General features: G+C 67.1%; 11 protein-coding genes and 2 tRNA genes. 2 read left to right on the top strand and 11 right to left on the bottom strand.

Annotated features, from left to right (window positions below; all coding sequences use genetic code 11):
* Nucleotides 1–15 precede the first annotated feature (15 nt).
* Nucleotides 16–543 (bottom strand): peptidylprolyl isomerase, encoded by a 528-nt coding sequence (locus ACEWX3_RS28015; RefSeq protein WP_152514826.1) that lies wholly within the window; start codon nucleotides 541–543, stop codon nucleotides 16–18.
* Between the two features lie 108 nt (nucleotides 544–651).
* Here ACEWX3_RS28015 and cwsA point away from each other — a divergent pair, with 108 nt between their 5' ends.
* Both cwsA and ACEWX3_RS28025 read left to right on the top strand, forming a co-directional pair.
* Nucleotides 652–1,086 (top strand): cell wall synthesis protein CwsA, encoded by a 435-nt coding sequence (cwsA, locus tag ACEWX3_RS28020; protein WP_221361753.1) that lies wholly within the window; start codon nucleotides 652–654, stop codon nucleotides 1,084–1,086.
* Nucleotides 1,087–1,099: 13 nt separating this feature from the next.
* Entirely contained in the window at nucleotides 1,100–2,446 is a 1,347-nt protein-coding gene (locus ACEWX3_RS28025) for an L-serine ammonia-lyase (RefSeq protein WP_374158352.1), read from the top strand.
* An 8-nt stretch (nucleotides 2,447–2,454) separates the two neighbouring features.
* Here ACEWX3_RS28025 and ACEWX3_RS28030 read toward each other — a convergent pair.
* The 10 genes from ACEWX3_RS28030 to dnaN all read right to left on the bottom strand — a co-directional run bounded on the left by ACEWX3_RS28030 (nucleotide 2,455) and on the right by dnaN (nucleotide 12,524).
* Nucleotides 2,455–2,527 (bottom strand) — tRNA-Ala (locus ACEWX3_RS28030).
* A 3-nt stretch (nucleotides 2,528–2,530) separates the two neighbouring features.
* Complete coding sequence (locus ACEWX3_RS28035; RefSeq protein ID WP_286183344.1) at nucleotides 2,531–2,653, bottom strand: hypothetical protein; 123 nt, start codon at nucleotides 2,651–2,653, stop codon at nucleotides 2,531–2,533.
* Nucleotides 2,654–2,670: 17 nt separating this feature from the next.
* Nucleotides 2,671–2,744, bottom strand: a tRNA-Ile gene (locus tag ACEWX3_RS28040).
* A 58-nt stretch (nucleotides 2,745–2,802) separates the two neighbouring features.
* Nucleotides 2,803–3,849 carry a DUF3566 domain-containing protein gene (locus ACEWX3_RS28045; protein ID WP_374158353.1) on the bottom strand — a complete coding sequence of 349 codons (1,047 nt, stop codon included), beginning with the start codon at nucleotides 3,847–3,849 and terminating at the stop codon, nucleotides 2,803–2,805.
* Nucleotides 3,850–6,375: a DNA gyrase subunit A gene (gyrA, locus tag ACEWX3_RS28050; protein WP_207067940.1), complete on the bottom strand. Its 2,526-nt coding sequence runs from the start codon at nucleotides 6,373–6,375 to the stop codon at nucleotides 3,850–3,852.
* Between the two features lie 34 nt (nucleotides 6,376–6,409).
* A complete protein-coding gene (gene gyrB / locus ACEWX3_RS28055) occupies nucleotides 6,410–8,437 on the bottom strand; it encodes a DNA topoisomerase (ATP-hydrolyzing) subunit B (RefSeq protein ID WP_207067941.1) in 2,028 nt (675 codons plus the stop codon).
* Nucleotides 8,438–8,657: 220 nt separating this feature from the next.
* Entirely contained in the window at nucleotides 8,658–9,230 is a 573-nt protein-coding gene (locus ACEWX3_RS28060) for a DUF721 family protein (protein WP_152514808.1), read from the bottom strand.
* A complete protein-coding gene (gene recF / locus ACEWX3_RS28065) occupies nucleotides 9,227–10,387 on the bottom strand; it encodes a DNA replication/repair protein RecF (RefSeq protein ID WP_374158354.1) in 1,161 nt (386 codons plus the stop codon). Before recF ends, ACEWX3_RS28060 begins: the two co-directional genes overlap by 4 nt.
* A gap of 12 nt (nucleotides 10,388–10,399) precedes the next feature.
* A complete protein-coding gene (gene gnd, locus ACEWX3_RS28070) occupies nucleotides 10,400–11,293 on the bottom strand; it encodes a phosphogluconate dehydrogenase (NAD(+)-dependent, decarboxylating) (RefSeq protein WP_152514806.1) in 894 nt (297 codons plus the stop codon).
* A 31-nt stretch (nucleotides 11,294–11,324) separates the two neighbouring features.
* Nucleotides 11,325–12,524: a DNA polymerase III subunit beta gene (gene dnaN / locus ACEWX3_RS28075; RefSeq protein ID WP_374158355.1), complete on the bottom strand. Its 1,200-nt coding sequence runs from the start codon at nucleotides 12,522–12,524 to the stop codon at nucleotides 11,325–11,327.
* Between the last annotated feature and the right edge of the window lie 654 nt (nucleotides 12,525–13,178).

Here is a 13,178-nt window from a genome sequence, read left to right on the forward strand (position 1 = left end):
ACCACGCCGAAGTCGCTAGGAGATGGTGATCGACTCGATCACGACCGGATCCGTCGGGCGGTCGCCCCGGTCGGTCGGCGTCTTGGCGATCGCGTCGACGACCTTCTGCGACTCGGGATCGACGACCTCACCGAAGATGGTGTGCCGGCGGTTCAGGTGCGGCGTCTCGGTGACCGTGATGAAGAACTGCGAGCCGTTGGTGCCGGGCCCCGCGTTGGCCATGGCCAGCAGGTAGGGCTTGTCGAACTGCAGTTCGGGGTGGAACTCGTCGGCGAACTTGTAGCCCGCGTCGCCACGGCCGGTTCCCGTCGGGTCGCCGCCCTGGATCATGAATCCGTCAATCACCCGGTGGAAGATCACGCCGTCGTAGAACGGGCCCGACGAGCCGCCCGACGCGTTCTCGGTGCTGTAGTCCTTGGTGCCCTGAGCCAAGCCGACGAAGTTGGCCACGGTCTTGGGCGCGTGGTTACCGAACAAGGCGATCTTGATGTCGCCCCGGTTCGTGTGCAGGGTCGCGGTCGCGGTCTGAATAGGACTCGTCACGGGAAGTCAGTGTGCCACGCCCCCTCCCGGGCCCAACCGGGCACCGTGGAGTTCGGCGAGATGGCAGGCTGATAGACGCGACACCGCCAGGTGTGAAAGAGGTGGACTATGCGCTCCAAGACCGAACTCCGACTGACCCCACGTCAGCGACTGAGCCGCGGGTTGAAGTACTCGACGATCGGTCCGGTCGACGTCACCAGGGGAGCGCTCGGAATCGGGGTGGATTCGGCCCGCTCGTCGGCGGCCTGGGTCGGCGACCGTTACCGGCGCAGTGAACTGGCCAGACAACTCAAGGCCGAGCTGAACGCGGCGCAGGAGACCGTCGCCGCCGAACTGGCCGCGGCACAGGAAGCGGTGGCGCAGCTGCCCGACACCCTCACCAAGGCGCGCCGGACCCGCTCTCGGCGCCGGACGCTGCTGATCGCCGGTGTCGGCACGGTCGTCCTCGCCGGGGGAGCGGCGGCATTCGTGATCGTGCGGCGTTCCACCCAGCCGGAGCCGTCGGCGTTGGAACCCAGCGTCGAAGTCACCCCCAAGCCGTAACGCGTCCCCCGCCATGACCGTCTCGGTGTTCGATCTGTTCTCCGTCGGTATCGGACCGTCGAGTTCGCACACCGTCGGGCCGATGCGGGCCGCACACCGCTTCGTCGACCAGCTGGTGGCCGACGGGCGGCTCACCGACGTGGCCCGCATCCGTGTCGAGCTCTACGGCTCACTCGGCGCCACCGGGGCCGGTCACGGCACCCCCGGCGCGGTCCTGCTCGGCCTCGAGGGTTTCGCTCCCGAGACGGTCGACCCCGCCGAGGCCCGGAACCGCGTCGACGCCATCCGCACAGACCGGCGGCTACGCCTGGCCGGAGAGCACCCGATCGAGTTCGACCCGGCCGCAGACGTCGTTCTGTCGTTGCGCGCCATGGAATTCCACAGCAACGGCATGGTGTTCACCGCGTTCGCCGGTGACGGGGGAGAGCTGCTGCGCAGGGTGTACTACTCGGTGGGCGGGGGATTCGTCCTCGCCGAGGGCGAAGCGACTGCCGCCACTCCGGCGGTGCCGCATCCGTTCACCACCGGCGCGGAACTGGTGGGCCTGGCCGTCGAGAACAACTGCCGGATCGCCGAGATCATGGCCCGCAACGAGGCGGCGCTCGGGCACGCGGAGCTACGCGCGGGCCTGCTGCGCATCTGGGCGGTGATGCGCGAGTGCGTGGACAACGGACTGCGCGCCGAAGGGGTGTTGCCGGGCGGTCTGCGGGTCCGTCGTCGGGCACCGGCGCTGGCGCAGGCACTCGAGGCCGATCCGACCGACCCGCTCTACGCGATGGACTGGGTGACCGTCTTCGCGCTCGCGGTCAACGAGGAGAACGCCGCAGGCGGCCGGGTTGTCACCGCACCCACCAACGGTGCCGCCGGCATCATTCCCGCTGTGCTGCACTACTACTGGCGCTTCGTCCCGGACGCCTCCCAGGACGGCGTCGTCGAGTTCCTGCTCACCGCCGCGGCCATCGGCCAGTTGTTCAAGACCAATGCCTCCATCTCCGGCGCGGAGGTGGGCTGCCAGGGGGAGGTGGGCTCGGCGTGCTCGATGGCGGCCGCCGGCCTGGCCGCGGTGCTCGGCGGCACGCCGGCACAGGTGGAGAACGCCGCCGAGATCGGCATCGAGCACAACCTCGGGCTGACCTGCGATCCCGTCGGCGGCCTGGTGCAGATCCCGTGTATCGAACGCAACGCCGTGGCCTCGGTCAAGGCGATCACCGCCGCGCGGATGGCGTTGCGCGGCGACGGAATCCATCACGTCAGCCTGGACACCGCGATCAAGACGATGCGCGACACCGGGGCCGACATGGCCGAGAAGTACAAGGAGACGTCACTGGGCGGGCTCGCCCTCAACGTCGTCGAATGCTGACGCACTTGTGGAGCCTAGGAGATTCGAACTCCTGACATCTGCCTTGCAAAGGCAGCGCTCTACCAACTGAGCTAAGGCCCCCGATCAGGAAGGAACATCGGTGAGGCGGCCCGGCAAGGTGTGCCACACCTCGGGTTCGTGCTGGGTCCGCCACACCACCGCGGCGGCCACAGCGACGCCGGCTGCGAGCAGGAACACCAACTTCATCGATGTGAACCTTTCCGTGGGGCTAGGAGGACTCGAACCTCCGACCTCTTCGTTATCAGCGAAGCGCTCTAACCGCCTGAGCTATAGCCCCGTGCACCACACGGGCCGAGCGACGAGATTACCGTACGGTGTCGCTGTCTCCCAAACCGTCAGTCGCGATCGGCGAGGGTCACCTCGACGCCGCCCACCAGGTCGGTGGTCAGGTTGTAGATGAACGCGCCGATCGTGGCTGCCGCCGTCAGCAGCACGATGTTGACCAAGCCGATCAGTGCCGCGCCGCCGAAGATCGTGCCGCTGGACACCAGCTCACCCCCGGAGGCACCACTGGCGCTGGTCAGCAGGTCGCCGACGTTGCTGTTCAGCTTCGTCCAGACGCCCATCCCGCCGAGCACCAGATACAGGAACGCCACGGCGATCATCCACACGAAGAACAACGCCACCGACAGCAGCAGCGACACCTTCAGCGTGCTCCACGGGTCGATGCGGCGGATTTGCATGCTGGCCCGCACCGGACCCTTGTGCTGGCGGGTCGCGACCTGCACGCCCTTGTTCGGCTGTGGCGGGCGCTGCTCGACGCTGGGACGCTCGGCCGGTTTGCGCTGCTGAGCCGGACGCGGCATCGGACCGGACAGGTCGGGCAGCTCGCTGTTGTACTTGCCGCCGTCTGGCCGGGCGGCCTGCTCGGTGCGGTTGCCGTCGGGACGCCCCCCTTCAGGTCGGGGGCCTTCCGGCCTCGACTCCGGACGGGCACCCTCGGGCCGCGCGTCCGGACGGGGACCCTCGGGCCGGGACTCCGGGCGGCCGGCCTCTGGCCTCGCACCATCGGCCCGCCCGGCTTCCGGCCGGGCACTGTCGGGCCTGGCACTGTCCGGTCTCGCACTGTCGGGTCGGATCGTGTCGGTGCGCTCATTACGGGAAGTGGTGTCGCCCTCGGCCGGGGAACCGCCCGCGATGAAGCGGTTCAGCCGCGCGTCCAGGCCCTGCTGCCCGCCGCCACGCCGGGCCTCACCGGCCGACCCGTCCGGCGTCTGCTGCTGGCGAGCGCGGGCTGCCGGCCCCCGCTGCCAGGGCGGGACGTCGCCGGACTCGGCGACATGCGCCGGCGACGACCCCGACTGCTGCGGCCCGCCGCGCGGCGCCTGGCCGCCCGACGAACCCGCGTCATGAGCAGAACCCGGCTCGTTGGGTGAGCTCACCTACGACTCCTCACTGGTCGGCGCGCCCGGGTCGGTGTTGACCTCGTCGGTGCTGTCGCCGGCTTCGGCGTTACGCGCGATCGCGATCAGTGTGTCGCCCTCACCCAGGTTCATCAAGCGAACGCCCTTGGTCTGGCGCCCGGCCTTGCGGACCTGTCGAGCACCGGTGCGGATCACCCCACCACCGGAGGTGATGGCGTACAGCTCGGTGTCGTTGTCGACGATCAGCGCTCCGACCAGCGTGCCACGCCGCCGGTCGAACTGGATCGTGAGCACACCCTTGCCGCCGCGGCCCTGCACCGGGTACTCCTCGATCGCGGTGCGCTTGGCGTACCCGCCCGACGTCGCGACCAGGAGATACGTGTCGTCGCGCACCACGTTGAGCGACAACAGCGCGTCGTCGGTGTTGAACCGCATGCCCTGCACACCGGAGGTGGCCCGCCCCATCGGGCGCAGCACCTCGTCGGTGGCCGAGAAACGGATCGACTGACCCTTGGCCGACACCAGCAGCAGGTCGTCGTCCGCCGAGCACAGCACCGCACCGACGAGCTCGTCACCGTCGCGCAGGTTCACCGCGACGATGCCGCCGGACCGGTTGGAGTCGAAATCGGTGAGCTTCGACTTCTTGACCAGTCCGTTGCGGGTGGCGAGCACGAGATAGGGGGCGTCTTCGTAGCTCTTGAGCTGGATGACCTGGGCGATGCGCTCCTCGGGCTGGAACGCCAGCAGGTTGGCCACATGCTGGCCCCGCGCGGTGCGGGAGGCCTCGGGCAGGTCGTACGCCTTGGCCCGGTACACCCGGCCCTGCGTGGTGAAGAACAGGATCCAGTCGTGGGTGGAGCACACGAAGAAGTGGTTGACGATGTCGTCCTGCTTGAGGCCGGCGCCCTGCACCCCCTTGCCGCCGCGCTTCTGGCTGCGGTACAGGTCGGACTTGGTCCGCTTGGCGTAACCGGTCTCGGTGATCGTGACGACCACCTCTTCGCGGGCGATCAGGTCCTCGTCGGCGACATCTCCGTCGGCCGGGATGATCCGGGTACGGCGCGCGTCACCGTGTTTGTCGACGATCTCCTTGAGTTCGTCGCGCACGATGGCCCGCTGGCGTTCCGGCTTGGCCAGGATGTCCTCGAGGTCGGCGATCTCGGCCTCGATCTTGGCCAGGTCGTCGACGATGCGCTGGCGTTCCAAGGCGGCCAGCCGGCGCAGCTGCATGTCCAGGATCGCCTGGGCCTGGATCTCGTCGACGTCGAGGAGCTCCATCAGGCCGGTGCGGGCGACGTCCGCGCTCTCCGAGGCCCGGATCAGCGCGATCACTTCGTCGAGCGCGTCGAGCGCCTTGACCAGGCCACGCAGGATGTGGGCCCGTTCGTTGGCCTTCCGCAGCCGGTAGGTGGTCCGCCGGATGATGACGTCGAGTTGGTGATTGACGTAATGGCGGATCATCTGGTCCAGGCGCAGGGTGCGCGGGACGCCGTCGACGATCGAGAGCATGTTCGCGCCGAAGCTGGTCTGCAGCTGGGTGTGCTTGTAGAGGTTGTTCAGCACCACCTTGGCCACCGCGTCGCGCTTGATCTCGACGACGATGCGCAGACCGACCCGGTCGCTGGACTGGTCTTCGATGTTGGAGATCCCGGCCATCTTGCCGTCGCGGACCTGTTCGGCGATCGAGGTGATGAAGTTGTCGTGGTTGACCTGATAGGGCAACTCGGTGATGACGATCGCGGTGCGACCGCGCGAGTCCTCCTCGATTTCGACGACGCCACGCATCCGGATCGAACCGCGTCCGGTCTTGTAGGTGTCCTCGATGCCCTGGGACCCGACGATCAGGCCATGGGTGGGGAAGTCCGGACCCTTCACGCGATCGCAGACCGCGGCCAGGGTCGCTTCCTCGTCAGCCTCGTGGTTGTCCAGGCACCAGTACACCGCCTCGGCGAGCTCACCGAGGTTGTGCGGCGGAATGTTGGTGGCCATGCCGACGGCGATACCGCCGGAACCATTGGCCAGCAGGTTCGGGAAGCGGCTCGGCAGAACCGTCGGCTCCTGAACACGTCCGTCGTAGTTCGGGACGAAATCGACTGTCTCCTCGTCGATTTCGCGCAGCATCTCCATGGCCAGGGGAGTCAGCCGCGCCTCGGTGTAACGCATCGCGGCCGGCGGATCGTTGCCCGGCGAACCGAAGTTGCCCTGTCCGTCCACCAGGGGATAACGCAGCGACCAGGGCTGCGCCATCCGCACCAGGGTGTCGTAGATCGACGCGTCGCCGTGCGGGTGGTAGTTACCCATCGTCTCGGCGACCGAGCGGGCCGACTTCGCGTGGGACCGGTCCGGGCGGAACCCGGAATCGAACATCGCGTAGAGCACCCGGCGGTGCACCGGCTTGAGACCGTCCCGAACCTCGGGCAGCGCACGCCCGACAATGACGCTCATCGCATAGTCGATGTAGCTGCGCTGCATCTCCTGCTGGATGTCGACCGGTTCGATGCGGTCGCCGGCTTCGTCGCCGGGAGGCAACGTGGTGTCAGTCATAGAGTTTTCCCTGGCCCTATCGCAGAATCAGTAACTAAACGTCAAGGAAGCGAACGTCTTTGGCATTCCGGGTGATGAAGCTGCGGCGCGCTTCGACGTCCTCGCCCATCAAGATGGAGAACAGTTCGTCGGCGGCCGCCGCGTCGTCGAGGGTGACTTGGCGCAGCACCCGCACCGACGGATCCATCGTGGTCTCCCACAGTTCCTTGGCATCCATCTCACCCAGACCCTTGTAGCGCTGGATACCGTCGTCGACGTTGATCTTCTTGCCGGCCTCGCGTCCGGCTTTGAGCAGACCGTCGCGCTCGCGGTCGGAATAGGCGAACTCCGGCTCGCTGCGCTGCCATTTGAGCTTGTAGAGCGGCGGCGCCGCCAGGAAGATGTGCCCGTTTTCCACCAGTGGCTTCATGAACCGGAACAACAGCGTCAGCAGCAACGTCGAGATGTGCTGCCCATCGACGTCGGCGTCGGCCATCAGCACGATCTTGTGGTAGCGCAGCTTGGCGAGGTCGAACTCGTCGTGGATGCCGGTGCCCAGCGCGGTGATGATCGCTTGGACCTCGGTGTTCTTCAGCACCCGGTCGATGCGGGCCTTCTCGACGTTGATGATCTTGCCGCGCAACGGAAGGATCGCCTGGAACATCGAGTCGCGGCCGCTCTTGGCCGAGCCGCCGGCGGAATCACCCTCCACCACATACAGTTCCGACTTCCGGGGATCGGTGGAGCGGCAGTCGGCCAGCTTGCCGGGCAGACCGCCGATGTCGGTGGCGCTCTTGCGCCGCACCAACTCCCGTGCCTTGCGGGCGGCCAGCCGGGCCTGGGCCGACGAGACCGCCTTGTTCACCACCGTTTTCGCCTCGGCGGGGTTGGCCTCGAACCAGTGACTGAGCTGCTCGTTGCAGATCCGCTGGACGAAGGACTTCACCTCGGTGTTGCCGAGCTTGGTCTTGGTCTGACCCTCGAACTGCGGCTGGGAGACCTTGACCGAGATGACCGCCGCCAGCCCCTCCCGGATGTCGTCGCCGGTGAGGTTGGCGTCTTTTTCCTTGAGCAGCTTCTTGTCTTTGGCGTACTTGTTCACCACGGAGGTGAGTGCGGTACGAAAACCTTCTTCGTGCGTACCGCCTTCGTGGGTGTTGATCGTGTTGGCGAACGTGTGCACCGATTCGGAATAGCCGGCGTTCCACTGCATCGCGACCTCGACCTCGTGGCCGTCGCCCTTGCCCTCGAAGTCGATGATGCTGGGCTGGATCGCGGTCTTGGTGCGGTTGATGTGCTTGACGAAGTCGGTCAACCCGCCGGGGTAGTGGAAGACGCGATGCTTCACCTTGTGCGGGGCGGTCGCCTCGGCGGCCTTCTCCTCGGCGGTCTTGGGCGCTTCGGCGGTGTCGCTGACCACCTCGTCGGTGATCTCTTCGGCGGCCACCCGCTCGTCGGTGAGCTCGATGGTCAGTCCCTTGTTCAGGAACGCCATCTCCTGCAGGCGACGCGCGATGGTCTCGAAGTCGTAGACGGTGGTCTCGAAGATGTCCGGATCGGCCCAGAATCGGATGGTGGTGCCGGTCTTCTTGGTCTTCTCACCCTGCTTGAGGGTGCCCGGAATCGACTTGTCGTAGGTCTGGAACCACTCGTAGCCGTCCTTGCGGATGTCGGCTTCCAGCCGCGTCGACAACGCGTTGACGACCGAGACGCCGACGCCGTGCAGACCACCGGAGACCTGGTAGGCGCCCTCTTCGAATTTGCCGCCGGCGTGCAGCACGGTCATCACGACGTCGACGGTGGGGATGCCGGTGGAGTGCATGGCCACCGGGATGCCGCGGCCGTCGTCGGTGACCTGGACGCCGCCGTCTTCGAGAATGCGCACATCGACCTTGGTGGCGAACCCGGCCATCGCTTCGTCGACGGCGTTGTCGACCACCTCCCAGATCAGGTGGTGCAGACCGCGCTCCCCGGTGGAACCGATGTACATACCCGGACGTTTACGTACCGCTTCCAGGCCTTCGAGGACCTTGATCGCATCGGCGCCGTACTCGCTCGGAGCATTCTTCTTCTGGGCAGCCACGTTGGACGCGTCTCCTTGGATGTTTCGCAGGCAAGCGATCGAGCACCGCTCGCAGGTCTTCGTACAGTCTACCGTTACCGACCGTCAGGACCGATTCTGTGGCGGCGTTTCCACACACCTAATCGCGCCGTGCACGGAATTTCTCGATTCAGGATAGGTCTTGACGCCTCGGAAACACTGCGCTCGCGTCCTGGTGGCTCTCAGGCGCAGCTCCCGGAACTCACCCGTAGGTGTCGCGGGGACCGCGGCCGCGCACGCTGTAGCGGCCCTTCTGCCAGGAAGGACCGACCGGTCCCTGGATCTTCAACGATGTCACGACGCCGTCGCCGACAGCTGCCGCGATCTTGGCCAGCAGCTGCGATTGCACCAATCGCAACTGGGTGGCCCACGCCGTGGACTCCGCCGACACGGTCAACACCCCCTCGTGCAGCGAGGTCGGGGAGGCGTGGGCGGCGATCTGATCACCGACCACTGACCGCCACCGGCCGAACACCGCCCCTTGGGCGACCCGGTTCGACCATCCGCGGCTGCGCGCCAGTTCGTTGGTGACGTTGCCGAACAGTTGCGGGTCGCGACCGTCCGGGCCCGGACCCGACCAGCGCCGCCGCCCGCCACCGGCGACCCGCCTCGGCGGCGGCGCGCTGCGGCCGTGCCCCACATTCTTCCCCTGCTGGCGCGCCGCGCCCCGGGCCTCCTCGAGGGTGCGGCGCACCAGATCCATGCCCGAGAGGTGGGACAGATGTGCCGGCGGGCCGGCGGGGGCGCCCTCGGTGTTGTCCGGTTCGTCGCTCACTGCTGCACCTCCGAGATCCGACCGGAATCCGTGTCCCGCATGGTGATGTCGATGCGCCGCGCGTCCCAGTCGGCCGGGATGTCCTCGGCGACCGCGGCGGTGACCAGCACCTGCTCGGCCGACGCGGCGACCTGAGCCAGTGCCTCGCGGCGTGCGGTGTCCAGTTCGGCGAACACGTCGTCGAGCAGCAGCACCGGATCGCTGCCTTCGGCTCGCAGCAACTCGTAGGACGCCAACCTCAACGACAATGCCATCGACCACGATTCACCGTGGCTGGCGAACCCTTTGGCGACCTGCTCGCCCAGTCTCAGCTCGAGGTCGTCACGGTGTGGACCCACCAGACAGACCCCCCGCTCCAATTCGGCGGACCGGCGCCGACTCAGCTCGTCGAGCAACGCCGCCTCGAGCACCTCGACATCGGTGTTACCGGCGGCGGCCTCGTGCTCGACCACGTCCACGCGGCTGCGGTACCGCACTGACGCCGGCCGAGACGCAGGCGCGAGCAGCTGATAGGCCTTCTCGACCTCCGGAGCCAACTCGTTGACGAGATCGATTCGGGCAGCGATCAATTGGGCGCCGTGGGCGGCGAGGTGGCCATCCCACACGTCCAGGGTTTGCAGGGCACTGTCATCACTGCGGAACCGGGCACCGGCGGCGGTCTTGAGCAACGCTGTGCGCTGGCGCACCACTTTGTCGTAGTCCGCGCGGACCCCGGCGATCCTCGGCCGCCGCGTGGTGGCCAATTCATCGAGATAGCGCCGCCGTTCTGCCGGGTCGCCACGGACGAGGGCAAGATCTTCCGGGGCGAACAACACCGCGCGCAGAACACCGAGCACCTCGCGGGCAGACCGGACCGGCGAGCGGTTGAGCCTGGCTTTGTTCGCCCGGCCGGAGGTGATGTCCAGATCCACGGCCAACTCGCGGCCCTCGTTGACGACGATCGTCGAGATGATGGCCCGGTCAGCACCGACCCGGATCAACGGAGCGTCCGTCGCCACCCGGTGGGAATTCAGGGTCGCTGAATACCACAGTGCTTCAACAAGATTGGTCTTACCGTAGCCGTTGGGCCCGACGAACACCGTCCGCCCCGGAGCGAGCTCGAGCTCGACTCGCGGCCACGACCGGAAATCGGTCAAGACGAGGTGGCGGACGTACACCGATCTTCTCGCTCAGCCGGATTCGCTGATCCGCTTCACCGCGTGTCCGCCGAACTGGTTGCGCAAAGCCGAGACCGCCTTCATGGTGGGGGAGTCGTCCTGCCGGGACAGGAACCGCGCGAACAGCGACGCGGCGATGCCGGGCACCGGCACCCGCAACCTGATCGCTTCCTCCACCGTCCAGCGACCCTCACCGGAATCCTCGGTGTAGCCGCTGATCTCGGCGAGATTCGGGTCTTCCTTGAGCGCCTTGGCCAGCAGCTGCTGCAACCACGACCGCACCACTGTGCCGTTCGTCCACGCTTGGTAGACCGCCTGCGGATTCTGAACCAGCTCTTCGGCGGCCAGCATCTCGTAGCCCTCGGCATAGGCAGTCATCAGCGCGTACTCGACCCCGTTGTGCACCATCTTGGCGAAGTGACCGGCACCGACCGGGCCGGCATGGACGAACCCGTCCTCACGGGGTCCGGGCGGGCGCAGCGTGTCGAAAATCGGCATGACGCGCTCGACGTCGGCCTCGGAACCACCCACCATCAGGCCATAGCCTTCAGTCAGCCCCCAGATACCACCCGACACCCCGGCGTCGATGAATCCAATTCCCTTGTTGGCCAGCAAGTGTGCGTGAGGCTGGTCCTCGGTGTAACGAGAGTTGCCGCCGTCGATCACCAGATCGCCCTTCTCGAGCACCCCGGCCAAACCGACGATGGTCTCGTTGGTGACCGTGCCGGAGGGCACCATCACCCAGACGACTCGGGGAGAGGGCAACTTCTCGGCCAGTTCCTCCAGCGACGCGACATCGGAAACTTCGGGCCGGGGGTCGTACCCGACGACCTCATGGCCGCCGTCGCGCAGGCGCGCGCGCATGTTGAACCCCATTTTTCCCAGGCCAACCAGACCCAGCTGCATGTCAACGCCCCTTTTCGTGTGTTCGCACCGGTCAGCCGGGAAGGCGAACCGGCATCAACAGGTAGACATAGTCGGTCTGCGCCGCCGGGAACGGCCCGGCGCCGGTGGCTGCGGCGTCGTCGTCGCCGGCGGGACGCAACACCGCCGGCCGACTCGGTGTGGTGAACCCGAATGTCACGCGATCGGCGTGCAACGAACCGAGGCCGTCGGTCAGATAGGTCGGGTTGAACGCGATGGTGAGCGGTTCACCGGCGAATTCGACGGGTAGGTCTTCCTCGGCGCGACCGACGTCGTCGGCGCCCGCGGACAGCCGGAGCACACCGTCGGCGAATTCCATCCGAACCTGCGCGCCGCGGTCGGCGACCAGGGCCACACGCTTGATGGCTTCGGTGAGCTCGGCCACGCCCAAGGTGGCCATCGCGGTGTGTTCGGTGGGCAGCAGCTGGCGGAACTTGGGGAACTCCGCATCGAGCAGCCGGGTGGTGCTGCGCTTGCCCTTGCTGCGGATACCGAGCAGACCTTCCTTGCCGACCGCCGGACCGGAGCCGAGAGACAGGTGCACGTCGGCGCCGTCAGCGCCGGCCTTGGCTGCTTCGGACAACGTTTTGGCGGGGACCAGCACTGCGGCTTCGACGCCGGCGGCGTCGGTGGACCAGGTCAGCTCCCGGACGGCCAGGCGGAACCGGTCGGTGGCGGCCAAAACCACTTTCTCGCCGGAGATCTCGACCCTGATGCCGGTCAGCATGGGCAGCGTGTCGTCGCGCCCCGCCGCGACCGCGACCTGGCCGATGGCCTCGGCGAACAGCTCGGAGGACACGACTCCGGTCTCGTCGGGCAGGGTGGGCAGCGTCGGGTAATCCTCGACCGCCATGGTGGGCAGCGAGAAACGTGCACTTCCGCAGCTCAACGCGACCCGCGTGCCCTCGACGCTGACGTCGACCGGCTTGGCCGGCAGCGCGCGCACGATGTCGCTGAGCAACCGTCCGGACACCAAAACGCTTCCCGGAGAAGCGATCTCGGCCGGAATCTGCACCTCGGCGGAGACCTCGTAGTCGAACCCGGAGATCGTCAGTCCCTCGTCGGTGCCGGTGAGCAGCACGCCGGCCAGCACCGGGACCGTCGGCCGGGACGGCAGATTGCGCGCGACCCAGGCAACCGCATCGGCGAAGTCTTCGCGGGCCAGTCGAAATTTCAAATCCGTGAGACCAGCCGTTGTCGTCGCCACGTTCATAGCGTCCCTTCGATGCACACCCCGATAAAGCGTCAATCAGCGGTTTTCCCGCCACCGCACGTGCGCCCGGGCGGGCACAGTGCAGCGAGCGCAACGGCTGTCGATGAACCACCGTAGAGCTTTCCGTCTCAACTTGAAAGCTAATCCATCCCGCCGACATCGGCGACGTTCGGGGCTCTGGGAAGGCCTGTGAGCACGGCGTCCCCAAGACGCTTCTTCTAGAAGAAATTGATGTATTGAGATCAGTAACAGTAGTAGGTGTTGTGCACACTGGGGACAACGTGGTGTCGGCGCTGGCCAGCGGGGGCGTCGACCTGTGAGCAGGGTGTGGATATCAACGGCGCCCTTGGTGACGGGTTGGGGACGGCGCGGTGGTTGTGGACGCGCCTTGGGGTGAATCGCACGGTTGACCTCAGGTAGTGCACAGTGCGGTGCACAGCCTGGTGCTGTGACAGGTGGGGCGGTGGGTACAGAAGTTTTTCTGTCGTTTTCGGCCTGGGCGGCATCGCGGAGCCCGCTGGGGGAGCGGGCGCCCCGTCGCGAGGGTGGTGGCTGGACGAGTCGGCGCTCCGTCGGAGGGCGGGTGAAGGCGTTATGCGGTGCGCTGTGTCAGCTGAGTGCGGGGCGCCCGCTGTCAGCTGGTGCCTCCGTTCG

The organism is Mycobacterium sp. G7A2, assembly GCF_041902445.1.
GTDB lineage: Bacteria > Actinomycetota > Actinomycetes > Mycobacteriales > Mycobacteriaceae > Mycobacterium.